The 22,678-nt window shown below is 43.0% G+C and carries 25 protein-coding genes, 1 pseudogene and 1 riboswitch; all 26 genes and pseudogenes read left to right on the top strand.

Annotation, left to right across the window (positions count from 1 at the left end; all coding sequences use genetic code 11):
- The first annotated feature begins 7 nt into the window (after positions 1-7).
- The 26 genes and pseudogenes from thiD (at position 8) to ACOSV2_RS05630 (ending at position 22,596) form a co-directional block, all read left to right on the top strand.
- Positions 8-817, top strand: coding sequence for a bifunctional hydroxymethylpyrimidine kinase/phosphomethylpyrimidine kinase (thiD, locus tag ACOSV2_RS05755; protein ID WP_428974323.1), 810 nt, complete (start codon positions 8-10; stop codon positions 815-817).
- Positions 814-1,455: a thiamine phosphate synthase gene (thiE, locus tag ACOSV2_RS05750; protein ID WP_428974322.1), complete on the top strand. Its 642-nt coding sequence runs from the start codon at positions 814-816 to the stop codon at positions 1,453-1,455. The genes thiD and thiE overlap by 4 nt, the downstream gene beginning before the upstream one ends.
- A gap of 117 nt (positions 1,456-1,572) precedes the next feature.
- Positions 1,573-2,958 carry an L-cystine transporter gene (locus tag ACOSV2_RS05745; protein ID WP_428974321.1) on the top strand — a complete coding sequence of 462 codons (1,386 nt, stop codon included), beginning with the start codon at positions 1,573-1,575 and terminating at the stop codon, positions 2,956-2,958.
- A gap of 183 nt (positions 2,959-3,141) precedes the next feature.
- A complete protein-coding gene (locus ACOSV2_RS05740; RefSeq protein WP_428974320.1) occupies positions 3,142-3,915 on the top strand; it encodes an SDR family oxidoreductase in 774 nt (257 codons plus the stop codon).
- Positions 3,916-3,961: 46 nt separating this feature from the next.
- Positions 3,962-5,191 carry an acyl-CoA dehydrogenase family protein gene (locus ACOSV2_RS05735; protein ID WP_428974319.1) on the top strand — a complete coding sequence of 410 codons (1,230 nt, stop codon included), beginning with the start codon at positions 3,962-3,964 and terminating at the stop codon, positions 5,189-5,191.
- Between the two features lie 18 nt (positions 5,192-5,209).
- The gene (locus tag ACOSV2_RS05730) at positions 5,210-5,959 is read left to right on the top strand and encodes an SDR family NAD(P)-dependent oxidoreductase (protein WP_428975069.1); all 750 of its coding nucleotides are present in this window, start codon (positions 5,210-5,212) and stop codon (positions 5,957-5,959) included.
- Between the two features lie 52 nt (positions 5,960-6,011).
- Complete coding sequence (locus ACOSV2_RS05725) at positions 6,012-7,610, top strand: long-chain-fatty-acid--CoA ligase (protein WP_428974318.1); 1,599 nt, start codon at positions 6,012-6,014, stop codon at positions 7,608-7,610.
- Positions 7,611-7,654: 44 nt separating this feature from the next.
- Positions 7,655-8,221: a TetR/AcrR family transcriptional regulator gene (locus tag ACOSV2_RS05720; protein ID WP_428974317.1), complete on the top strand. Its 567-nt coding sequence runs from the start codon at positions 7,655-7,657 to the stop codon at positions 8,219-8,221.
- Between the two features lie 77 nt (positions 8,222-8,298).
- A pseudogene (locus ACOSV2_RS05715) lies at positions 8,299-8,716 on the top strand (acyl-CoA thioesterase).
- A gap of 15 nt (positions 8,717-8,731) precedes the next feature.
- The gene (locus ACOSV2_RS05710) at positions 8,732-9,808 is read left to right on the top strand and encodes a phosphotransferase family protein (RefSeq protein ID WP_428974316.1); all 1,077 of its coding nucleotides are present in this window, start codon (positions 8,732-8,734) and stop codon (positions 9,806-9,808) included.
- Between the two features lie 23 nt (positions 9,809-9,831).
- Positions 9,832-10,608, top strand: coding sequence for an enoyl-CoA hydratase/isomerase family protein (locus tag ACOSV2_RS05705; RefSeq protein WP_428974315.1), 777 nt, complete (start codon positions 9,832-9,834; stop codon positions 10,606-10,608).
- Between the two features lie 11 nt (positions 10,609-10,619).
- The gene (locus ACOSV2_RS05700) at positions 10,620-11,594 is read left to right on the top strand and encodes a quinone oxidoreductase family protein (RefSeq protein WP_428974314.1); all 975 of its coding nucleotides are present in this window, start codon (positions 10,620-10,622) and stop codon (positions 11,592-11,594) included.
- Between the two features lie 45 nt (positions 11,595-11,639).
- Entirely contained in the window at positions 11,640-12,815 is a 1,176-nt protein-coding gene (locus tag ACOSV2_RS05695; RefSeq protein ID WP_428974313.1) for an acyl-CoA dehydrogenase family protein, read from the top strand.
- A 21-nt stretch (positions 12,816-12,836) separates the two neighbouring features.
- Entirely contained in the window at positions 12,837-13,595 is a 759-nt protein-coding gene (fabG, locus tag ACOSV2_RS05690; protein ID WP_428974312.1) for a 3-oxoacyl-ACP reductase FabG, read from the top strand.
- Positions 13,596-13,616: 21 nt separating this feature from the next.
- Positions 13,617-14,066, top strand: a complete 450-nt coding sequence (locus tag ACOSV2_RS05685) for a MaoC family dehydratase N-terminal domain-containing protein (RefSeq protein WP_428974311.1) — start codon at positions 13,617-13,619, stop codon at positions 14,064-14,066.
- The gene (locus ACOSV2_RS05680; RefSeq protein ID WP_428974310.1) at positions 14,063-14,464 is read left to right on the top strand and encodes a MaoC/PaaZ C-terminal domain-containing protein; all 402 of its coding nucleotides are present in this window, start codon (positions 14,063-14,065) and stop codon (positions 14,462-14,464) included. Before ACOSV2_RS05685 ends, ACOSV2_RS05680 begins: the two co-directional genes overlap by 4 nt.
- A gap of 164 nt (positions 14,465-14,628) precedes the next feature.
- A riboswitch (SAM riboswitch) is annotated at positions 14,629-14,734 on the top strand.
- 86 nt (positions 14,735-14,820) lie between these two features.
- Complete coding sequence (locus tag ACOSV2_RS05675) at positions 14,821-14,976, top strand: YezD family protein (RefSeq protein WP_262372569.1); 156 nt, start codon at positions 14,821-14,823, stop codon at positions 14,974-14,976.
- Positions 14,977-15,075: 99 nt separating this feature from the next.
- Complete coding sequence (locus ACOSV2_RS05670) at positions 15,076-15,774, top strand: phosphoadenylyl-sulfate reductase (protein ID WP_428974309.1); 699 nt, start codon at positions 15,076-15,078, stop codon at positions 15,772-15,774.
- 18 nt (positions 15,775-15,792) lie between these two features.
- Complete coding sequence (locus ACOSV2_RS05665) at positions 15,793-16,854, top strand: inorganic phosphate transporter (RefSeq protein WP_282138037.1); 1,062 nt, start codon at positions 15,793-15,795, stop codon at positions 16,852-16,854.
- A 41-nt stretch (positions 16,855-16,895) separates the two neighbouring features.
- Positions 16,896-18,041, top strand: a complete 1,146-nt coding sequence (gene sat, locus ACOSV2_RS05660; RefSeq protein WP_428974308.1) for a sulfate adenylyltransferase — start codon at positions 16,896-16,898, stop codon at positions 18,039-18,041.
- A gap of 13 nt (positions 18,042-18,054) precedes the next feature.
- Positions 18,055-18,657: an adenylyl-sulfate kinase gene (gene cysC, locus ACOSV2_RS05655; protein ID WP_428974307.1), complete on the top strand. Its 603-nt coding sequence runs from the start codon at positions 18,055-18,057 to the stop codon at positions 18,655-18,657.
- Positions 18,658-18,669: 12 nt separating this feature from the next.
- Entirely contained in the window at positions 18,670-20,280 is a 1,611-nt protein-coding gene (locus ACOSV2_RS05650) for a nitrite/sulfite reductase (RefSeq protein ID WP_397551316.1), read from the top strand.
- Between the two features lie 13 nt (positions 20,281-20,293).
- Entirely contained in the window at positions 20,294-20,518 is a 225-nt protein-coding gene (locus tag ACOSV2_RS05645) for a DUF3906 family protein (RefSeq protein WP_428974306.1), read from the top strand.
- Positions 20,519-20,531: 13 nt separating this feature from the next.
- Positions 20,532-21,308 carry a uroporphyrinogen-III C-methyltransferase gene (gene cobA, locus ACOSV2_RS05640; protein ID WP_428974305.1) on the top strand — a complete coding sequence of 259 codons (777 nt, stop codon included), beginning with the start codon at positions 20,532-20,534 and terminating at the stop codon, positions 21,306-21,308.
- Positions 21,309-22,064, top strand: a complete 756-nt coding sequence (locus ACOSV2_RS05635) for a sirohydrochlorin chelatase (protein WP_428974304.1) — start codon at positions 21,309-21,311, stop codon at positions 22,062-22,064.
- Positions 22,045-22,596 carry a precorrin-2 dehydrogenase/sirohydrochlorin ferrochelatase family protein gene (locus ACOSV2_RS05630; protein ID WP_299737185.1) on the top strand — a complete coding sequence of 184 codons (552 nt, stop codon included), beginning with the start codon at positions 22,045-22,047 and terminating at the stop codon, positions 22,594-22,596. The genes ACOSV2_RS05635 and ACOSV2_RS05630 overlap by 20 nt, the downstream gene beginning before the upstream one ends.
- Positions 22,597-22,678: the final 82 nt, after the last annotated feature.

Raw genomic sequence — 22,678 nt, 5'->3', positions numbered from 1 at the left:
GAACAACATGATTCAAAAAGCATTGACGATTGCCGGATCTGACTGTGGCGGTGGGGCTGGGATCCAAGCAGATCTCAAGACGTTTCAGGAGCTGAATGTCTATGGAATGTCTGCTATCACAGCAGTGACGGCGCAAAATACTAGAGGTGTACAAGGTGTGTATCCATTATCAGCTGAGGCTGTCATTGATCAATTAACCTCGATTGCTGAAGATTTACCTCCCAAAGCCATCAAAACGGGCATGCTGGTGAACGAAGACATTATTTCTCATGTTGCCGACTTTGTTCGATTACATTCCTGGAAGAATCTCGTTGTGGATCCTGTCATGATAGCAAAAGGGGGAGCAGCTTTATTGGAGAGGGAAGCCGTTAACGCTTTGATCAATGAATTGATCCCCCTTGCATTTGTGGTCACGCCGAACATTCCTGAAGCGAAGGCCATAACCGGGCATGAAATCCTCACTGAAGCTGACATTAAAAGAGCAGCTAAAATATTGTTCCAAATGGGGGCAAAACATGTGGTGATAAAAGGTGGACATCAATCTCATGCTCAATCTAGTCAAGCGACTGACTTCCTCTTTGATGGAAAAAGATTTTATGAGTTTAGCAGTCCGAGAGTCTTCACACCACATACTCACGGAACAGGGTGTACATTCTCTGCAGTGATTACAGCACAATTAGCAAAAGGACTTACGGTGAATGAGTCTGTCCAAACTGCCAAACAATTTATCACTGCCGCAATCAGTGACTCACTGGGCATTGGGAGTGAGCACGGACCAACGAATCATTGGGCGTACCATGCAGGTATGAATGCATGAATCTAAGAGAAAGTCTGCAGTTATATTTTGTGATGGGAAGCCCTAATTGTGAGAAGCATCCGGCACAAGTATTAGAGGAAGCCCTTTTAGGCGGAGTTACCATGTTTCAATTTCGTGAAAAAGGTATGGAAGCTTTAGAAGGTGATGCGAAAGTTGAGCTGGCTTATGAGCTGCAGCGTTTATGTCGTAAACACGGTATTCCTTTTATCGTGAATGATGATGTAGAGCTGGCTTTATTATTGAACGCTGATGGAGTACATATCGGTCAGGAGGATGAACCTATCGAAAAAGTCCGTCGGAAAATAGGAAATAGAATACTTGGTGTCTCCTCTCATGACGTGAATGAAGCCAGGGTAGCTTTGGAGTCCGGGGCAGACTATCTTGGTGTTGGCCCAATGTTTCCTACCAATACAAAGAACAATTGTAGAGAGGTTCGTGGCCCGAAAATCATCCAATCATTAAGAACAAATGGTATCGATATCCCCCTTGTCGGGATTGGAGGCATTCATACCGGAAATGCTTCTATTGTATTGGAAGCAGGTGCGGACGGTGTAGCAGTCATTTCTGCGATTTCAAAACATCCTTTCCGCACGAAAAACTTAGCCCAAGTTGTCCACCAAAAGCTTTTACGGATGTAATAGATCCACAAAAAAATTAAAACCACTATAGCAACATATCTCTTCCTCCCTCATCATACTATACAGTAGACCTCGGTCTACATGCATCATCATCAACGATAAGAGGGAGGGGTAAGAATGAATGTCTGGTTTGTTTTGTTGAACATTTTGGTGTTTCTTGTTCTCATTGGTGTATTACTTTATATGCAAAAGAAAAATGTTTCGTTTTCAAAACGGGTGTTTACCGCACTGGGACTAGGAATATTATTTGGTCTTGGATTACAGTGGGTATATGAAGCCGGGGATGAAAATGTCACACAATCGATTGAATGGTTTAACCTAGTTGGAACAGGCTATATTAAACTACTGCAAATGATTGTCATGCCTTTAGTGTTTGTGTCGATTATATCAGCCTTCACTAAATTAAAACGGTCTCATAATTTAGGGAAGATCTCTGTGCTGATCATTGGATTGCTGGTAGGCACAACAGCCGTTGCTGCAGCTGTCGGGATTGCTACAACCGTGGCTTTTGATTTGGAAGCGATTCAGATCGATCAGGGAGAGGCAGAAACGGCAAGGGGTGTTCAATTAGAGGAGAGAGCAACATCTTTAGAAGGTCAGAGTTATCCTCAAAAAATTCTCGAGCTTTTACCTGCGAATCCGTTCTTGGACTTTACCGGGCAAAGAGCAACCTCGACGATCGCGGTCGTTATTTTCGCTGCTTTCATCGGTATCGCTTACTTGGGGGCACAGCGCAAAGAGCCAGAGACTGCTGAATTCTTCAAGAAGATCGTTGATTCCGTCTATGCTGTAGTGATGAGAATTGTGAATTTGGTGTTACGACTCACTCCATTCGGTGTGTTGGCCATCATGGCTAAAACAGTTGCATTAAGTAATTTTGATGCCATTATGAAGCTTGGAGAATTTGTTGGAGCATCCTATGTTGCCTTGATTATCATGTTTGCCATTCACTTAATCATGCTTACTCTTACTGGTTTAAATCCGGTCACTTATATGAAAAAAGTATTTCCTGTATTAGCATTTGCTTTTACGTCGAGATCCAGCGCCGGAACACTTCCGCTTAACATTCAAACACAAAAGAATAAATTGGGGGTTTCAGAAGGGGTTGCCAACTTCTCGGGATCATTCGGATTATCCATCGGTCAGAACGGTTGTGCAGGTGTGTATCCTGCCATGCTTGCAGTGATGATTGCGCCGACAGTCGGGATCAATCCATTAACTCCTTCGTTTATTCTTACGCTCATCGTAGTGGTGGCCATTAGCTCCTTCGGTGTTGCAGGCGTCGGAGGCGGTGCTACATTTGCGGCTATCCTGGTCCTATCCGCCATGGACCTTCCTGTAGCGTTAGCGGGTCTTTTGATTTCTGTTGAACCTTTGATTGACATGGGGCGTACAGCAGTTAACGTGAGTGGTGCGATGACATCCGGGGTGATAACAAGTAAAGTGACAGGGGATTTGGATAGCGAAACGTATAACAAAGAAATCATTGAAGCAGAAGCGTAAACAAGTGGGCTGGCTCATTCATATATGAGTCAGTTTTTCTTTTGTATGAAAATAAAATTAGGTATTTCCAATGGTTATGATTGAAAATTCAGACTATATTCTTTACTATAGAATTAAACATACCGACCGGTTAGTATCTAAGGTGTGTGAATGAAATGCTGTAAAAGATGAGGAGGCAAGAACATGCATGTGAATGAATTATTTGATTTATCAGGTAAAGTTGCCCTTGTGACTGGAGGAGGCAGGGGGCTCGGAAAACAAATCGCGACAGGGTTTGCTGAGGCGGGTGCAAACGTTGTAGTATGCTCGAGAAACGTTGAAGCATGTGAAGACGTGAAGAAGGAATTAGAAAAAATAGGTGTCCAATCACTGGCATTGAAATGTGATGTCACTAATCCTGAAGATGTACAGCACGTTGTAGATGAAACTAAGAAGATGTTCGGCCGCATTGATATTTTAGTGAATAACAGTGGTGCATCCTGGGGGGCACCTGCAGAAGAAATGCCTCTTGATGCCTGGCATAAAGTTATCAATGTGAATGTAAACGGTACTTTTATTATGTCACAGGCAGTGGGGAAATTAATGATCGAGCAACAGGGAGGAAAAATCATTAATATTGCTTCCGTAGCAGGTCTTCAAGGTACAGACCCACGTTATATGGATGCCATTGGCTATAGCACCAGTAAAGCAGCGGTCATCAATTTCACGAAGGATCTAGCAGTGAAATGGGGATCCCGCGGAATTCATGTTAATGCAATCGCACCGGGATTCTTTCCAACAAAAATGTCAAAAGGAATTCTATCTCATGCAGGGGAAGCCATTTTAAACGGAACACCATTAAATCGTTTCGGTACCGAAGATGATTTAAAAGGAGCGGCACTTTTCCTGGCGGCTCGTGCATCTGACTTTGTCACTGGTTCAGTTCTCGTCGTGGACGGTGGATCCTCAGCGATGTAGCCGAGTGAGAAGAATTACATGTTGTGGTTAAGAAAGGATGGATGTAATGGATTTCTCCTATTCTCCAAAAGTACAAGAATATCAAAATAGAATATCCCGTTTTATGGAAGAATACGTGTACCCGAATGAATCGCTCTATGAAAATCAGCTCAATCAGCAAGAAACCCGCTGGAGTGGGGTTCCTACAATCATGGAAGAATTAAAAGCTGAAGCGAAGAAACAGGGATTATGGAACCTATTTCTTCCTCAAAGCGAATATGGGGCAGGGCTCAATAATGTAGAATACGCCCCTCTTTGTGAAATCATGGGGAGATCTCTGATCGGCCCTGAAGTGTTTAATTGCAATGCTCCTGATACAGGGAATATGGAAGTGTTGGAACGCTATGGGACACCCACTCAAAAACAACATTATCTTATCCCACTTCTAAATGGTGATATCCGTTCTTGTTTCTCTATGACTGAGCCTGATGTCGCGTCTTCCGATGCAACGAATATAAAGGCGAGTATCATCCAGGATGGAGACGAATACATCATTAACGCGAAGAAATGGTGGTCATCAGGCGCAGGCGACCCTCGGTGCAGCTTTTCAATTTTGATGGGAAAAACGGATCCAGAAGCGAGTCGTCATGAACAGCAATCAATGATCATCATCCCCCTGAATACACCAGGTGTGAAAATTGAACGTATGCTTCCCGTGTTCGGTTACGATCATGCCCCTCATGGTCATGGTGAAATCACCTTTACCGATGTAAGAGTTCCTCAAGAAAATATGATCTGGGGTGAAGGAAAAGGTTTCGCTATTGCTCAAGGAAGGTTGGGACCGGGGCGAATTCATCATTGCATGAGATTGATTGGTGCAGCAGAGCGGGCACTTGAAGAATTATGTAAGCGTGTTCAGGATCGTGATGCATTTGGAATGGCATTGGCAAGTCAAGGGGTCGTAAGAGAATGGATTGCGAATTCAAGAATTGAAATAGAACAAGCCCGTCTTCTTACGATGAAAGCAGCCTACATGATGGATACAGTCGGCAATAAAGCAGCAAAACAGGAAATCGCCATGATTAAAGTGGTGGCTCCTTCTATGGCTTTACGTGTGATTGACCGGACCATTCAAGCGTTCGGGGCAGCAGGAGTATCGGATGACTACATATTGGCAGCTCAATGGGCAAGTGCCCGTACTCTGAGACTTGCTGATGGACCTGATGAAGTACACCGTGCTCAATTGGCAAAATTGGAATTGAGAAAACACGAAAAAGCTTCTCCTGTAGAGAGCTAGGAAGAGAGTTGGATGATGATGAGATTACAAGGGAAAGTTTCCGTAATTACAGGAGGAGGCGGAGGAATTGGGCGCGCTACAGCACTAAGGTTCTCGAAAGAAGGTTCTGCTGTGGTCGTAGCAGATCTGGATGATGCAAGAGGTGAAGAAACGGTCAGACTCATTCACGAAAAAAAAGGAATTGCACTTTTTATCAAGACGAACGTGCGGGAAAGTGAAAGCATTCAATCCCTCGTACATACTACGGTGGAACATTTCGGAGGTTTCGATATCCTTATCAATAATGCAGGAATCGGACAGTCGGAAGTCAGGAGTATTGATCTGGACGAAAACGAATGGGATGCCGTATTGGATACAAACTTAAAGAGCATTTTTCTGGGAATGAAGTATGCCATACCTGAATTGATGAAAAAAGATGGTGTAATTGTGAATGTATCGAGCCTTCTCGGTTTAAAGGGCCGCAAATACGTGTCAGCCTACAATTCGGCAAAAGGTGGTGTCATACTACTGACACAAAATGCTGCCCTGGAATATGGAAAGGATAATATTCGAGTGAATGCAGTAGCGCCTGGGGTTATTGATACGAACATCATCAATGGTTGGAAGAAAGATGAGAGGAAATGGTCGGCGATCTCTCAATCAAATGCTCTAAGACGGATTGGAAATCCAGAAGAAGTCGCATCAGCGATTCTGTTTTTAGCTTCTGATGAGGCGTCCTTTATAACCGGTGCCACACTATCTGTTGATGGTGGAGGATTAATCTTTTAAGATACATGCTGAATTAGTATATGAGTAATCTGAAATGGAAGGAATGATTTTTATGACAACTAAATCTTGGCTCAGTCATTACCCTGAAGCGTATGAGACTGAAATTCCTGCGGTTGATTTTTCAATACCAGAAATGCTTCGACATACCGTTTCTTCATTCCCGGATCATCCATGTATTAGCTTTTATCAAAAACGGATAACGTATGTTGAACTCCAAGATGCCGTCTCCATGCTTGCTTCATCCTTTCAACATATTGGATTGAAGAAAGGAGACAGGGTGGCGATCATGCTCCCTAACTGTGCGCAATATGTGATCTCTTATTATGGAATCCTTACATTCGGGGGAATTGTCACACAGGTGAATCCGATGTCAGTTGAAAGGGAATTAATCCATCTGCTAAATGACTCGGGGGCAGAGACAATCGTCGTATTGGACCGTTTTTATCCTATGGTCAAATCCATACAACAGGAAACAGAGATCAAGACGATTATCGTAGTCAGCCTCCAGGGGGGAAACAGCGCTTCGGACTACTCCTTTGATGAATTTTTAAGGGTGGGGGATGGTAAAGTATCCCAAGTGTTGATCAATCCTGAAGAAGATGTGGCAGTCCTTCAATATACGGGTGGAACTACCGGGGCATCCAAGGGAGTCATGCTCACTCATAAAAACATTCTTTCAAATGTCATTCAAAGCCAATTCTTCTTTAAAGGCAGCATCGAAACAGGGAATGAAAGAAGCCTGAGTGTGATTCCGTTCTTTCATGTATTTGGGATGAATTCCTGTATGAACTTTGCAGTCTATTCGGCAAATGAAATGATCTTACTCCCCAGGTTCGAATTGACCGAAGTATTAACCACGATTAAGAACGAGCAGCCCACCCTGTTTCCAGGTGTGCCGACTATGTACGTGGCGATCACCAATCATCCACAGGCAGAAGAGTACGGCATTGATTCAATAAAGATTTGTAATAGCGGAAGTGCCCCAATGCCAGTAGAGTTATTGAATCAATTTGAAAAGAAAACAGGAGCAAAAATATTAGAGGGATACGGTTTATCAGAGGCTTCACCAACGACTCATTGCAACCCTGCTTTTGCAGAAAGAAAGCCCGGAACCGTTGGAATTGGATTACCATCCACAGACTATAAGGTAGTCGATTTAGCAACCGGCACTATGGAGGTTCCTTTAGGAGATGTGGGCGAACTCATTATTAAAGGCCCTCAAGTCATGAGAGGCTACTGGAATTTACCTGAAGAGACTGCTCACGCCCTTAGAGATGGTTGGCTTTACACGGGAGACATCGCCCGAATGGATGAAGAAGGCTATATATCGATTGTGGACCGAAAGAAAGATCTGATTATTGCATCAGGATACAATGTGTATCCCCGGGAAGTTGAAGAAATCATTTACGAGCATCCAAGCGTACAGGAAGCTGTCGTAATAGGTGTCCCGGACTCTTATAGAGGTGAAACGGTTAAGGCAGTGATTGTCTTAAAGTCAGGAGAACAGGCAACTGAAGAAGAATTGGTTCATTTCTGTGAGGAGAACATGTCATCATTCAAAGTTCCAAAAATCATTGAGTTTCGTGATGAGCTTCCAAAGACGAGTGTTGGGAAAATATTACGAAGAGCTCTGCGTGAAAGCGTGAGGTAATATGATATAATTCAGGTGATATTTGCAGATTGAGAGGATTTCAGATGAAAGAAAAACTTACAGAACACGCTGTACGCTTATTTGATGAAAAAGGATTTACCGTTGCTTCCATCCAGGACATCGTAGAGTCCATTGGTGTAACGAAAGGGACATTTTATTACTATTTTTCCAGTAAGGAAGAGCTGTTAAAGGAAATTCACATGCGCTATATTGATGGCTTATTATCTAAACAGGAAAGAGTTCTTGGCGATGAGCGGAAGAGCTACATGGAAAAACTTTATGATATTGTCCATCTTTCCGTTCTGGACATAAAAGAGCAAGGGGCCAGTGCGAAAGTGTTTTTTAGAGAAATGAGACACTTGAGCAAGGAAAGTCTGGATGCCATTGAGCCTAAGCGGGATATGTATCGCTATAATATTGAAACTCTCCTGAAAGAAGGTAGGAAGAACGGAGACTTTCATGAGGACTTTGACGTTTCGATTGTAGCTTTTGGAATTCTCGGTATGATGAATTGGAGCTATCAATGGTATAAGCCTGATGGTGCGAAATCCGATCAGGAAATTGCCAGGACTTTTGTCGATATGGTATTAAAAGGGATTGAGACAGAGTAAATGGGAAATCATCTACAGGGTTTCCTTTTCTATCAACATACCAACTGGTTAGTATTTATATAAGGAGATGGGGACTAATGGAAACCATTACGGTAACGAGTAGATTTTGCGAAACGGATGCATTAGGTCATATCAACAATACAACTTATTTTTGTTTATTTAGAAGAAGCAAGAATTAAATTCTTTCAATCACTCGGATTTGAAATGGATGTGAAAGACTGGCGTTTTATTCTGGCTTCTACCAAATGCGACTTTGTATCACAAGGGTATTTTAATCAAGAACTTAAAATCACCACCTATCTATCAAATATTGGATCAAAGAGCTTTCAGTTAGAGCATGATATCTTATGTGCGAACACCCATCAATTGATCGCAAAGGGAAATGCGGTTATCGTTTATTTTGATTTCCTTGACCAGCAAAGCAAAATGATCCCTGAGTTGTTAAAGGCGCAGTTAAACACTCATCTGCACTCGGAAAAAACTGAATATTCTTAATGTTGGAGGGGTAAGATGTCTGAAAAAACAGGGTATGAAACGGTATCGGTGCGAGAAGGAGAAGAGCTGAATGCCACCAATCTAAAAAGCTTTTTGAATGAGCATTTCCCTCACCTCTTTCATGAAGAGCTCTCAATTAAACAATTTTCTGCGGGACACTCAAATCTTACGTATCTACTTAAAATGGGTGAATGGGAAGGTGTACTGAGACGCCCTCCATTAGGACCGGTCGCACCGAAGGCCCACGATATGAAAAGAGAATATAGGATCCTTTCAGAAATTCAACCATTATTCGGGGTTACACCGGAGCCATATGTATTTTCTGATGATGAAAGGATCGTAGGCAGCCCATTTTTTATCATGGAGAGAAAAAAGGGTGAAGTATTTGATACATCATTTCCCCCGCATCTCCATGTGACACCAGGTGTGTGCAGGAAAATATCGGAGGAAATGGTTTCTAAACTGGTTGAACTTCATTCCATTGATCACCGAAAAACAACTCTTTATGAAATCAGCAAGCCCGAACATTTTATGGAAAGACAAGTATACGGGTGGATCAAACGTTACGAGCGTGCCAAAACAAGTGAGATCGGCGAAGTCGATCAGCTGACAAACTGGTTGATAAAGAATGTTCCAGGTAATGCTGAATCGACCATCATTCATTATGATTTTAAATTAAACAATGCCATGTTTTCTTCTGACCTGAAATCAATGGTTGGGTTATTTGACTGGGAGATGGCGACTGTTGGCGATCCTCTTGCAGATTTAGGTGTCGCTATGGGGTATTGGATACAGAATGATGATCCAGAGTTATTAAAATTCGGTCTTGGGAAGCCTCCAGTAACGATCATGGACGGTTTTTACAGCAGAAGGCAATTTATCGAAGAATATGCCAGGAAAAGCGGCAGGGACGTGAACCATATCCATTTTTATTTATCTTTTGCATATTTTAAGCTCGCAGTCATTGTGCAACAAATCTATTACCGCTTTAAGATGGGGCAAACGAGAGATTCACGATTTTCTCAATTTGATCGGTTTGCGAAATCGTTGATCACCCTGGGGAATCAAGCTGCATTCGATCGCCAGGAATAAAGACAAGGAGATGAACAAAAACGATGAAATCCTCTTTATTACTAGAAACCACTGACCGGGTACTGACATTGACATTAAACAGACCGGATAGCTTGAATTCCTTTGATGAGAACATGCTTACGGGAATCGTTGAAGCGCTGGAGCAGGCAGAACATAATCAGGAAATCAGAGCCATAGTGATTCGCGGTGCCGGGAGGGCCTTTTCTGCTGGCGGCGACGTGAAAACGATGGGGAGCGCAACATCAACAGAAGTCTATGAACATATCGGGATATTAAATACATGCATTAAAGCGATAAAAGAAATAGAAAAACCGGTCATCGCCTCGGTACACGGCTTTGCAGCAGGTGCCGGATTTAATCTAGCCCTGGCGTGCGATTTGATTATCGCTTCAGAAGATAGTCAATTTGCTTTAAGCTTCTCTAAAGTAGGCCATATTTCCGATGGAGGAGGGTCGTATTTTCTTCCACGCATCATCGGTCCTCATTTAGCGAAAGAATTCTTCTTTTCAGGAGAACCTGTGACTGCAGGAAGACTATTTGACTTAGGTGTGCTAAACCGTATTGTTCCATCTGAGAACCTTGATGAGGAAACAACTGATTGGGCTGTAGAGTTAGCCTCGGGGCCAAGTAAAGCATATGGAATGATGAAGAAAATGATTGATCGTTCATTCACCATATCATTGGATGAGATACTCGAACAAGAACGAATCACACAAACCTTGATGATTTCAACTGAAGATCATGCCGAGGGAGTTTCAGCGTTTAAAGAAAAGAGAAGACCATCTTTTTCAGGGAAATAGGAGGCGTTAAAATGAAAGCGATTCAGTTCAAAGAGTTCGGTGGTCCCAATGTTTTAGAAAATGTGGAGATTGATATTCCATTGCCTCGAGGGAAAGAAGTCGTAATTGAAGTACAGGCCTCTGCAGTCAACTATGCTGATACGGCTCGTCGTGAGGGGCAATATGTGGTGAAAACCCCTCTGCCATACATTCCAGGTGCCGAAGTGGCAGGAATTGTAACAGAAGTGGGGGAAGACGTGACGAGGGTGAAAAGAGGAGACCGGGTTGTAGCCATGATGGATTCCGGAGGTTATGCAGAATTTGCCCTGGCAGATGAGCGTTCGGTGATCCACCTGCCATATGGATTGGATTTCAAAGAAGCGGCCGCCATCCCTGTTCAAGGATTAAGTGCCTATCATATATTAAAAACCTTGGGAAGGTTGCAGCAGGGACAAATCGTCCTCATTCATGCAGCGGCTGGTGGCGTTGGGCTGCTTGCCGTCCAACTGGCAAAACGTTTTGGAGCAGGTAAGATCATCGCTACGGCAAGTACTGAAGAAAAATTACGTCTTGCTGGGGACATGGGGGCAGACGTATTAGTCAACTACACTCTAGATGGCTGGGAAGCAGATGTCTTAGAAGCAACAAATGGAAAGGGTGTAAATTTGGCATTGGAGATGGCTGGCGGTGATATTTTCTATAAAACGTTAAAATGTCTCGATTATTTCGGGAGAATGGTCATATACGGAGTAGCAAGCGGGGAGCAGAGCAGATTTTATCCGTCTTCTTTGATGGCAAAGAATCAGTCTGTTATCGGGTTCTTCCTCCCTCCTCTCATGAGAGATGCCGAACTAACCCAGAAAACCCTTCATGAAATCTTTCATTATGTCGCGTCCGGAGAATTGAAAGTAACGGTTGGTCATGTATTTCCTTTAGAAGAAGCAGCTAAGGTCCATACACTCATGCAAGCAAGAAAAACGGTAGGAAAGGTAATCCTGCAGCCATAATACTGAGTAGTTAGTATACAATCCATCTAATAGGGGGGAAACGGGATGAACTTACGGTTATCAGATGAACAAAGGATGATCCAAAAAACCATCCGTAAATTTGTTGAGAAAGAACTGATACCTTTAGAAAATGAAGTGTTAAGAAATGAACGGGAAGGAAAACCAAGTCTTTCCCCGGAAAAAAGAAGAGATCTGCAGTTAAAAGCAAAGGAAGCAGGGTTCTGGGGGATCAATACACCAGAAGAATACGGTGGAGCGGATCTCGGGCAAATGATGATGGCCATTGTTTACATGGAAATCTCCAAAACCTTTGTGCCTTTCAGTTTCGGTGGTTACGCAGACAACATCCTATACTATGCAAACGAAGAACAGAAGAAGAACTATTTGATCCCCACGATAAACGGAGAGAAAAAGTCCTGTTTTGCCATGACGGAACCGGGAGCCGGATCCGATACTCAGAACATTCGGATGACCGCAGTGAAGGATGGAAATGAATGGGTGTTGAATGGTGAAAAAACCTTTATTACAGGAGGAAACGAAGCAGACTTTGTCATGGTCATGGCGGTGACCGATAAGGAAAAGCATCGGCAAACGGGTCGGGACGGAGTAACCTGTTTTATTGCCGATCGAAGCATGGGGTGGACATCTGAATACATTCATACCATGGGGGAATGGGGACCGGCCAGTCTGTTTTTTGATGACGTGCGGGTACCTGAAGAAAATATTCTCGGCGAAATCGATGGTGGTTACAATCTGGGCTTGGAATGGATCGGGTTCGCACGTTGGATTGTTGGGGCACAAGCAGTAGGAGCAGCAGAACGTTTACTCCAAATGGCCATTGATTATTCAAAGGAAAGAGAGACATTTGGAAAGCCAATTGCGGATCGACAGGCAATTCAATGGCAGATCGCTGACTCTGCCGTGGAAATTGAAGCAGCCAGGTGGCTTGTGTTAAATGCAGCATTCACATTGGATCAAGGAGAAGATAATCGCCATGTTGCATCGATGGCCAAGCTGTACGGATCGAACATGGGCAACCGGGTAGTGGATCGGGTCCTTCAAATTCACGGAGGGATGGGCTACACAAGAGAGCTTCCCATTGAACGCTGGTATCGTGAAGCAAGATTGTGGAGGATTTATGATGGTACGGATGAAATTCAAAAACTGATCATTTCAAGGAATCTATTAAAAGGGCATGTGAAAGTGGGCCAATTTGTTTAAAGTGATAGGGAGGTAATGAAAATGGGTGAAAGATTCAGAGGAAAAGTAGCTTTAGTAACAGGCGGGAGCCGGGGGATCGGTAAAGCGATTGCCAAGCTCTTTGCAGAAGAAGGGGCAAAGGTTGCCATCATTGATGTAAATGAAGAGGCACTTTTGGAAGTCAATGGGGAATTGAGAGAGTATGAAATATATACAAAAGTTGCGAATGTAGTAGAATCCGAGGAAGTAGAAGAGGCCATAAAAGAAGTCTATGATACTTTCGGCTCCGTTGATATAGTCGTCAACAATGCCGGAGTCATAAGAGATAACCTGCTATTTAAAATGACCGATACAGATTGGCAAACGGTCATGGATGTGCATTTGAAAGGATCATTTAACGTAGCGAAAGCAGCCCAAGGTTATATGGTAAAAAACAGGTATGGCCGTATGATTAATATTTCGTCTACCTCTGCACTCGGTAACCGTGGACAGGCAAATTACGCTACGGCTAAAGCGGGTCTTCAAGGCTTAACAAAAACTTTGGCTATAGAGCTTGGTCCTCTAGGTATAACGGCCAATGCAGTTGCCCCCGGATTCATCGAAACGGAAATGACTAGAGAAACGGCGAAGCGAATCGGGATACCCTTTGAACAACTGGTGGAAGCGAGTCTTCAAGGAATTCCTGTCGGAAGAAGCGGACAGCCGGAAGATATAGCGAATGCAGTGGCGTTTTTTGCGGATGAAAGCTCGTCATTTGTTAATGGACAAATCCTCTACGTAGCTGGAGGGCCGAAAGCCTAATGGGAGAAAGAGGTGAAGGATATGTTTCAAGCTTTTATCGGTAAACGCTCACCTTCCGTAGAAAATTGTGTGGAAAAAGGGGCGGTTCGTAAGTTTGCCGAAGCCATCGGTGATCCACATCCCATATATGTGGATGAAGAAGCAGGTAAGAGGTCTAGATACAGGGGGAATATTGCTCCCCCCACTTTTCCCAGAGTGCTTGACTATGGAACGATTGAGGGTTTTCATTTACCGAACGTCGGGTTAATTCATGGGGAACAATCTTTTCATTATGAAAGACCACTGAAGGTTGGGGAATGTATTCAGTGCTATACGGAGATAAAAGATTATTATGAGCGGAAAGGATCGGGTGGAACACTTGGTTTTCTTGTAATCGAAGACATCGGTGAAGACTCAGGAGGGAAGAGGATTTTCACCTCCGAGGCGATTGTGATTATCACTGAAGCGGTCAGAGAGAGGTTGGGAAAATGACTAAACTATCATCCCTTAATATAGGTGAAACCCTTCCCCTTGTTGAATTATCTCCAGTCTCGAGAGTCGACTTAATCAAATACGCAGGCGCATCGGGGGACTATAACCCCATTCATACGATCGATGAGGAAGCCCAAAAACTGGGTCTTCCAGGAATCATTGCTCATGGCATGTGGACGATGGGCAATGTCTCCAAGCTTTTTAGTGATCATTATGAAGAAGGATTTATCAAAGAGTACACCGTCCGCTTTAAAGGGATGGTCTTTTTGGACGATGTCATTACATTGAGGGCAGAAGTATCAGAAAAACAGGATAATCATTTGCATTTTAAAGTTTTTGCCGTCAATCACGACCAGAAGAAAGTGATTGACGGTAAATTGATATTTCAATTATTTTGATCATTCTTGTGAAAATAGTGTCCTATAGCTTTCATAAAGCGAATAGAAATAAAGAGAATGAAGGATTTCCAAGAAAAATAAGTCAAAATACTTAAATCCGATAGAAAAACTCGGGTTGACTTCCCGGCAGAATATGATATTATTTAGAATATTAAAATTAATAACTCTTATCCAGAGTGGTGGAGGGATCTGGCCCCGCGAAGCCCAGCAACCTACGTAATGTAAGGTGCTAATTCCAGCAAAATGTGAAGTCATTTTGGAAGATAAGGTATCCTTACCTGAACAACTTTCCAAAATGGAGAGTTGTTTTTTTCATTCATGATTTTTCTGGATAAGATGAAAATTGGGGGAATCATGTGACTAAAGAAAATAATCAAGAAGCACAGTATGATGTAGTGGTGGAGAAGATCACTTCCATGTTGAAGACGATGAGTTTCGGGTCAATTACCATTGTGGTTCAGGACGGTAAAGTCATTCAATTGGAGAAAAACGAGAAAGTGCGAATTAAATAAGCTGACTAGACAAACTAGAGGCGCATAACACAGATAAAGGAAATCCCTATATCTTGTTATCGCCTCTTTTTGTTTGGATGAGCGGGAAAGGGGTGTATCATGTTAACCTATCAAACTTGGAAAAAACCATCAGTCCAATTTGAAATTGATCCGGTCTATAAAGGAGCGGTAAACGTACTTGAGTGGACGTATGATCATTATGGTGAAAGTGTCGTATATGCATGCAGTTTTGGAATAGAAGGGATCGTATTAATCGACCTCCTAACCAAAGTACAACCTGAAGCAACCATAGTATTTCTTGATACAGGTGTTCATTTCAAAGAAACCTACGAAACGATTGAAAAGGTGAAGGAAAAGTATCCGGGTATCACCATTCATATGAAAAAGCCTGAATTGACGATCCAAGAGCAAGAAGAAACATATGGTGATAAGTTGTGGGAGCGAAATCCGAACCAATGCTGTCAAATTCGAAAGCTCGATCCTTTAAAAGAAACCTTATCCAAAGGAAATGCCTGGATTTCAGGCTTAAGAAGGGAGCAATCACCGACAAGAAGTCAGGTTGAATTCATCAATAAAGATGACAAGTTCCAATCGGTTAAGATTTGCCCTTTGATTCACTGGACATGGAAAGAGATTTGGAGGTATGTCCATAAACATAACCTATCCTATAATCCACTTCATGATCAGGGGTATCCAAGTATCGGATGCTTTCATTGCACAACGAAAGCCTTAGACATCAATGATCTCCGCTCCGGAAGATGGAAAGGAAAAGGGAAAACCGAATGCGGTCTTCATTAAAAGAGGTGACATTCTTTGATTGAAGTATTCGCCCTGATCATAAGTTTGTTCTTCGCTATGAACATTGGTGCCAGTGGAGCGGCAGCATCGATGGGTGTTGCGTATGGTGCAGGAGCCATAAAGAACATCAGGGTTGCATTATGGATTTGCGCAGCCGGTGTCCTGAGCGGGGCGGTATTAGGTGGAGGAGAAGTAGTTAAAACCATAAGTTCAGGGATTATCCCTCAACATGTACTCTCCATCAAAATCGTGGTCATCATATTGTTATCCGCCACCATCTCCTTGTTTCTGGCAAATGTGATCGGGATTCCGTTGTCTACAAGTGAAGTAACGGTCGGAGCGGTTGTAGGAGTCGGAGTCGCATATCAAGTTCTTTATGTGAAGTCACTCTTAACGATCATGTCATTCTGGGTGATTGTCCCAGTCATTGCCTTCGGAGTTACGTGGGTATTCGGTATAGGTTTAGTAAAGCTTGAAAAGCGCGGTTTCCATTTTGAAAAAAGGTGGCTTGCATACCTTTTGATCATCGCAGGGTTCTTTGAAGCCTTTTCGGCAGGGATGAATAATGTGGCCAACGCCGTCGGTCCATTAGTGGGTGCGGGCTTAATGTCTCCTTCCCGGGGGATTTGGCTGGGTGGTTTATTCGTTGCCCTCGGAGCTGTCTTACTGGGGAAAAAAGTAGTGGAAACAAACGGAAAAAAAATCACACAATATTCAAAAGCCGAAGGAATTGTCATTTCCTCTACAGGAGCGATCCTTGTGATGGTGAGCTCACTGTATGGATTACCGATCCCGCTGACTCAGGTTACTTCGTCCTCTATCATTGGCCTCGGGATGGCGAAGAACGGCAAACATATGCTGCAAAAGAAAATTGTCAAAAAAATCGTCAAAATATGGGTGGTATCCCCTTTGATTTCACTCAGTATTTCATATTTTTTAGTAAAGCTCGTGATCGATAGCGATATGTATTCGATCGTGGTTCCAATAAGCGTCATTATCGCAACTGTGGGAGCATTATCCCTTATGCGGGTGATCAATGAAGAAAGACGATCCGTTCACGAAGACGGAGGCGGAATTTAATCTTAATTCCGATTAAAACTATATGTTAAGGAGGATAAATGATGAGTTTACAGCCCCACGGAGGAACGCTAGTTCAATCATATTTACCAGAGGAACCCTATGAGGATATCCTCCATGAAATTCCATTAGACGAAACCGCGTTAAGTGATTTGGAACTCATTGGTATAGGTGCTTACAGCCCTATAAATGGATTCTTGACCGAAGTCGATTATCAGCATGTTGTGGAAACATTACGTTTGCAAAATGGCAGCGTGTGGAGCATCCCGATTACCCTCCCCATTGCAAAAGAAAAAGCAGGAGACGTAAAGAAAGGCTTAAAGAGTCGTCTTGTTTATAAGGGAGAAACCTATGGACTCATTGAAGTCGAGGATATTTATGAGCCGGATAAACAGAAAGAAGCCCTTCTCGTATACGGAACGACCGACGCGGATCATCCAGGAGTCAAGAAATTATTCCAACGGGGAGATGTGTACGTAGGTGGGAAAATCAGTCTTATTAAACGTCTTTCCAAACCTTTTACCGAGTATACATTTGACCCAAGTGAAACCAGAAAGTTGTTTAAGGAAAAGGGATGGAAAACGATTGTCGGATTTCAAACGAGAAATCCTGTTCACAGGGCCCATGAGTATATTCAGAAAACGGCATTGGAGACCGTGGATGCACTCTTCTTAAATCCCTTGGTTGGCGAAACAAAGGCGGATGATATCTCAGCGGGCATCAGAATGGAGAGTTATGAAGTTCTGTTACAGAACTATTACCCTAAAGATCGTGTGTTTTTAGGAGTCTTCCCTGCTGCCATGAGGTACGCGGGTCCAAGGGAAGCCATCTTCCATGCACTGGTACGAAAAAATTATGGATGCACGCATTTTATCGTCGGGAGAGATCATGCAGGTGTTGGCGATTATTATGGTACCTATGATGCGCAGAAAATATTTGATCAGTTCAGTGAAAGTGAGATAGGGATTACCCCTCTCCGCTTCGAGCATAGTTTTTACTGTGAGAGGTGCGAAGGGATGGCGACTACGAAAACATGTCCTCATGATAAGAACGATCACGTTATTTTGTCAGGGACAAAAGTGAGAGGGATGCTCCGCAACGGGGAAGTTCCCCCTTCAACGTTCAGTCGCCCTGAAGTGATCGAAGTGTTAATTAGGGGTCTAAAACAAGAAGCTGGACAAACGACTTAAGGAGGGTAAGGGGTTGAATAAAAAAACAGAAAACATCGTATGGCATGAAACCGCAGTAACGAAACAGGAGAGACGAAAAAAAAATGGACATCAAAGCTTTATTTTATGGTTCACGGGTTTATCCGCTTCAGGGAAATCGAGTGTCGCCAATGCATTGTCTCACTCCCTTTTCCAACAAGGAAAACAAGTCTATGTTCTGGACGGAGATAATGTCCGTCATGGATTAAATCATGATTTGGGATTCAAGGAAGAAGATCGTAAGGAGAATATCCGGAGAATCGGTGAGGTGTCCAAACTTTTCATCGATAGCGGACAAATTGTGCTCACAGCCTTTATTTCACCCTACAGGGAAGACCGTGCTCTCGTACGAAATTTAGTGGAGACGGATGAATTTATCGAAGTATATGTGTATTGTTCATTAGAAGAATGTGAAAAGCGCGATCCAAAAGGCTTGTACAAAAAAGCACGTAAAGAGGAAATCACTCATTTCACAGGAATCAGTGCTCCTTATGAAGCACCTGAAAAACCGGAAGTGGTACTGGATACAGAAAAACATTCAATTGAAGAATGCGTGGAGTACTTACTAACTGTATTGAATCAAAAACAGCTTATATAGGGGGAGAAAAGCATGGCATATTCAAAATCATGGGAGTCAAATGAAAAATTGAATAAAACGGAACAATGGAAATTGGAAAAAGACGGGTTGTCTATCTTTGAAGATATCCCATACTATGCGGAAAACGGATTCTCTTCGATTCCGAAAGAAGAGTGGGATAAGTTTAAATGGGCAGGTTTGTATTTACAAAGACCAAAGGAAGACGGCTATTTCATGATGAGAGTGAACGTCCCGTCGGGCATCCTGACCTATGAACAGGCACGGGAACTTGCTGCCATTTGTAAAGAGTATGGAAGAGACGTTTATGACATCACCACCCGCCAGGCGATCCAATTTCACTGGTTGAAGATTGAACAGATTCCCGACATCTTTAATCGTCTGGAGAAGGTCGGATTGTCTTCTGCCGGTGCATGTGGTGATATCACACGTAATATCGTCGGGAATCCCCTGGCAGGAATCGACCCTGATGAACTTTTCGATACAAGGAGCATTGTGAAAGACGTATATGATTTCTTCCAGCACAACGAAGATTTTTCAAATTTACCTCGAAAATATAAAGTGGCAATCTCCGCAAATATCAAGAATGCGTCGAATGCCGAAATCAATTGTGTTTCCTTTGTTCCAGCGAAAAAGCTGATTGACGGTAAAGAAGAAGTCGGCTTCCATCTGAAGGTTGGTGGAGGATTGGCCGCAAGACCATTCCTCGCCCAGGAGTTGGATGTATTTATCCTTCCTCACCAAGTGAAGGAAGTTGCGATAGCCGTCACCACGATTTTTCGTGACTTCGGTTATCGGGAAAAAAGACATATGGCCCGGTTGAAATTTCTAATGGCCGATTGGGGTCCAGAGAAATTCAAGGAAACGCTATTACAGTATGTTGAGCTTTTACCTGCGGGAGTGGATGCCGTGGAAGGTTGGAATGCGGGATATTTCTACGGAGTACATCCACAGAAACAGGAGGGACTCAATTATGTGGGGCTGAATGTACCGGTTGGGCGCTTAAATTCTGATGAAGTATATGAGCTTGCGAAGATTTCTAAGAAATACGGTAATGGAGAACTGAGAAACTGTAACTCACAAAATCTTATCATTCCCAATATACCAGATGAACACGTTGATGCTTTGCTTTCTGAGAAAATCTTTGATCGCATTTCAACAAGTCCCCTATCCTTCATCGGATACTCCGTATCATGCACAGGAATCGAATATTGTAATTTAGCTTTAGTGGAAACGAAGGAACGGATGAGACAGATCGCCAATCAATTGGATCAGGAACTTTCATTGGATGTCCCTGTCAGAATCCACATGGTCGGATGCCCGAATTCATGCGGTCAACGACAAATCGCAGATATCGGGCTTCAAGGAATTAAAATGAGAACGAAAGATAAGAAGATGATCGAAGCATTTGAAATATACGTAGGAGGAACTCTTCAGGACGGTGGAAAACTGAATGAAAAGTTAAAAGGGAAAGTGGAGGCCGGCAATCTGACAGGGGTGGTCAAGCAATTGCTCCTTCATTTTAAACAAACAAAAGAACCGGGAGAAGCCTTTTTTGACTATATTAACCGGGTTGGTACCGCTCCCCTTCAAGAATCGTTAGATCAATTACTTCAGGAAGCTTAAGGAGGCACAGGGGATGAATTTGTATCGATTTGAAGTCACTACTCAAGTCTTTGTTACGATTGTCGTAGTTGCGGCTGAATCAGATGAGTTGGCCTTTGATCTAGTAGAAATAGAACTGGAGAAGTATTTTTTGAAAAAACCTGATGTGGTAGACATCTCTCTTTACGAGAAACGTAGAATCCGGGGAAATGGTGCGGGGTTTGTTCTGCATGAACAGGAAACAATCATCAAATCTTAAGGAGGAATAATGGATGGGGAAAGTTTACCTGGTGGGAGCGGGTCCTGGAGATCCTGAATTAATCACATTAAAAGCATTGAAATCAATACAAAAAGCAGACGTCATATTATATGACCGTCTGGTGAATAAAGAGCTTCTCACCTATGCGAAAAAAGGAGCCGATTTGATATACTGCGGGAAACTGCCAAACTATCATACGATGAAACAAGAAACAATCAATCATTTTCTCGTGCGTTATGCTGCCAGCGGAAAGGTAGTGGTGAGATTAAAAGGAGGTGACCCCTTCGTATTTGGAAGGGGAGGAGAAGAAGCAGAAGCACTTGCCAAGAAAGGAATTTCCTTTGAAATCGTCCCCGGTATCACTTCAGGTATAGCAGCGGCTGCCTATGCAGGGATTCCCGTTACACACCGGGAATCCAGTTCAAGTGTCGCCTTTGTCACCGGGCATAAACAAAATAATCAACAAGAAGATGAAAAATGGGAGAGTCTGGCCAAAGGAATCGATACCCTGGCAATTTATATGGGGGTGGGGAATCTCCCTTACATTAAAGAAAAGCTCATTCAATATGGGAAGTGCAAGGATACTCCTGTGGCACTTGTCCACTGGGGAACAACAGAAGTGCAAAGAACCGTGACAGGGACGCTGGAAACGATAAACGATATAGTGAAAGAAGAAAAAATTGAGAATCCAAGCATGATCATCGTAGGGGAAGTGGTCCGTTTCCGTGAGAAGATTCAATGGTTTGAAGAAACCTTTGAAAAGAAATCGATCATGAGCGAGGCACTTTAAATGAAACACGCAATCTTATACGTGTGCCATGGAAGTCGTATTAGGAAAGCCCGTGAAGAAGCCATAGATTTTATTAAAAGGTGCCAGAATCAAGTGGAAGCGGAAATCCAGGAAATAAGCTTTCTTGAACTTGCATCACCTTCCATTGAAGAAGGGTTTAAAGCATGTGTGGAAAAAGGAGCTTCACACGTTTCCGTCGTTCCCCTTCTCCTTTTGACTGCGGTTCATGCAAAAAAAGACATTCCAGATGAAATTCAAAACTGTCAAGAAGCCTATCCCTGGATTACGGTAACGTATGGAAAGCCCATTGGGGTTCACGATAAAATGGCAGAAAGTGTTATAAAGAAAATACGCGATGCTGCTTCAATTGACTCTTCGACCGTCGCCGTATTGATAGGGAGAGGAAGTTCAGACCCCGATGTTACAAAGGATTTAGGGGCCGTTGCTGAACTTGTGCAAGCCAAGACTAAGTTAGCAGATGTAAGGACCTGTTACTTAACAGCAGCCTCACCAAGCTTTTCGGACACATTGGAATCTGTAAAGAATACAGATGGAAACGTCATTTTCATTCCCTACTTGCTGTTTACCGGGTTACTTATGAAAGGAATTGAAAGGGAGATCAGCCGAACCGAAAATGAGCATATCATTCTGGGGAATTATTTAGGGTATGACCCTCTTGTGGAAGAAGCATTCCTGGATCGGGTGAATGAAACCCTCTTCGTTAAAGGAGAGTCACATGCTGCCAATCATGATTGATGTGAATGGAAAACAAGTAACGATTGTAGGCGGAGGGAAAGTGGCGTATCGTAAACTCTCTGTATTTTTAGAACAGGGAGCAAGGATAACAGTCATAAGTCCTGATGCTGTAGATGGAATTCAAGCATTACATGAAGACAATAGAATTTTATGGGTTAAAAGAGAAGTGGAACCAGATGATTTACGAGATGCTTTTATCGTCATCGCAGCCACGAATGAACGATGGGTGAATGAACAGGTTAAGATCCATTCTGAGGAAAACCAACTTTTATGCGTGGTGGATGACGGTGATGGCGGAAATATGCAGATGGTCTCCTTTAGGCAGAAAGGTAATTTGACGATTGCCGCCTCAACAGGCGGAGCAAGCCCATTCTTAGCTAAAAAGCTTACCAATCAATTCTTCCAATCATTTGATGATTCCTATATAGAAAGGCTTGCTTTCATTGCCTCTAAGAGAAAAGAAATCAAGGCATCAGACTTGACTGATGGTGAGAAAAGGAAGCTGTTACAGGAACTTTCTGAACGGGTGTAAAGTGGATGAAACTTTATGCCCGTTCACTCTTTTTACGAACATTTTTATAAATTACGTACATATTGTTAAGAAATGAACCTTT

The organism is Rossellomorea sp. DUT-2 (assembly GCF_052665285.1).
This window is presented reverse-complemented; position numbering and strand designations above follow the sequence as displayed.

Bases quoted from the DNA above. Each gene is read 5' to 3' on its own strand.
- ACOSV2_RS05700 (WP_428974314.1), top strand. From the start codon at position 10,620: ATGAAAGCGATTCAGTTCAAAGAGTTCGGTGGTCCCAATGTTTTAGAA.
- ACOSV2_RS05735 (WP_428974319.1), top strand. From the start codon at position 3,962: ATGGATTTCTCCTATTCTCCAAAAGTACAAGAATATCAAAATAGAATA.
- ACOSV2_RS05745 (WP_428974321.1), top strand. From the start codon at position 1,573: ATGAATGTCTGGTTTGTTTTGTTGAACATTTTGGTGTTTCTTGTTCTC.
- ACOSV2_RS05630 (WP_299737185.1), top strand. From the start codon at position 22,045: ATGCTGCCAATCATGATTGATGTGAATGGAAAACAAGTAACGATTGTA.
- ACOSV2_RS05650 (WP_397551316.1), top strand. From the start codon at position 18,670: ATGGCATATTCAAAATCATGGGAGTCAAATGAAAAATTGAATAAAACG.
- ACOSV2_RS05680 (WP_428974310.1), top strand. From the start codon at position 14,063: ATGACTAAACTATCATCCCTTAATATAGGTGAAACCCTTCCCCTTGTT.
- ACOSV2_RS05720 (WP_428974317.1), top strand. From the start codon at position 7,655: ATGAAAGAAAAACTTACAGAACACGCTGTACGCTTATTTGATGAAAAA.
- ACOSV2_RS05695 (WP_428974313.1), top strand. From the start codon at position 11,640: ATGAACTTACGGTTATCAGATGAACAAAGGATGATCCAAAAAACCATC.
- sat (WP_428974308.1), top strand. From the start codon at position 16,896: ATGAGTTTACAGCCCCACGGAGGAACGCTAGTTCAATCATATTTACCA.
- ACOSV2_RS05685 (WP_428974311.1), top strand. From the start codon at position 13,617: ATGTTTCAAGCTTTTATCGGTAAACGCTCACCTTCCGTAGAAAATTGT.
- thiD (WP_428974323.1), top strand. From the start codon at position 8: ATGATTCAAAAAGCATTGACGATTGCCGGATCTGACTGTGGCGGTGGG.
- ACOSV2_RS05705 (WP_428974315.1), top strand. From the start codon at position 9,832: ATGAAATCCTCTTTATTACTAGAAACCACTGACCGGGTACTGACATTG.
- ACOSV2_RS05645 (WP_428974306.1), top strand. From the start codon at position 20,294: ATGAATTTGTATCGATTTGAAGTCACTACTCAAGTCTTTGTTACGATT.
- ACOSV2_RS05635 (WP_428974304.1), top strand. From the start codon at position 21,309: ATGAAACACGCAATCTTATACGTGTGCCATGGAAGTCGTATTAGGAAA.
- ACOSV2_RS05670 (WP_428974309.1), top strand. From the start codon at position 15,076: ATGTTAACCTATCAAACTTGGAAAAAACCATCAGTCCAATTTGAAATT.
- ACOSV2_RS05740 (WP_428974320.1), top strand. From the start codon at position 3,142: ATGCATGTGAATGAATTATTTGATTTATCAGGTAAAGTTGCCCTTGTG.
- ACOSV2_RS05725 (WP_428974318.1), top strand. From the start codon at position 6,012: ATGACAACTAAATCTTGGCTCAGTCATTACCCTGAAGCGTATGAGACT.
- thiE (WP_428974322.1), top strand. From the start codon at position 814: ATGAATCTAAGAGAAAGTCTGCAGTTATATTTTGTGATGGGAAGCCCT.
- ACOSV2_RS05730 (WP_428975069.1), top strand. From the start codon at position 5,210: ATGAGATTACAAGGGAAAGTTTCCGTAATTACAGGAGGAGGCGGAGGA.
- cobA (WP_428974305.1), top strand. From the start codon at position 20,532: ATGGGGAAAGTTTACCTGGTGGGAGCGGGTCCTGGAGATCCTGAATTA.
- ACOSV2_RS05710 (WP_428974316.1), top strand. From the start codon at position 8,732: ATGTCTGAAAAAACAGGGTATGAAACGGTATCGGTGCGAGAAGGAGAA.
- fabG (WP_428974312.1), top strand. From the start codon at position 12,837: ATGGGTGAAAGATTCAGAGGAAAAGTAGCTTTAGTAACAGGCGGGAGC.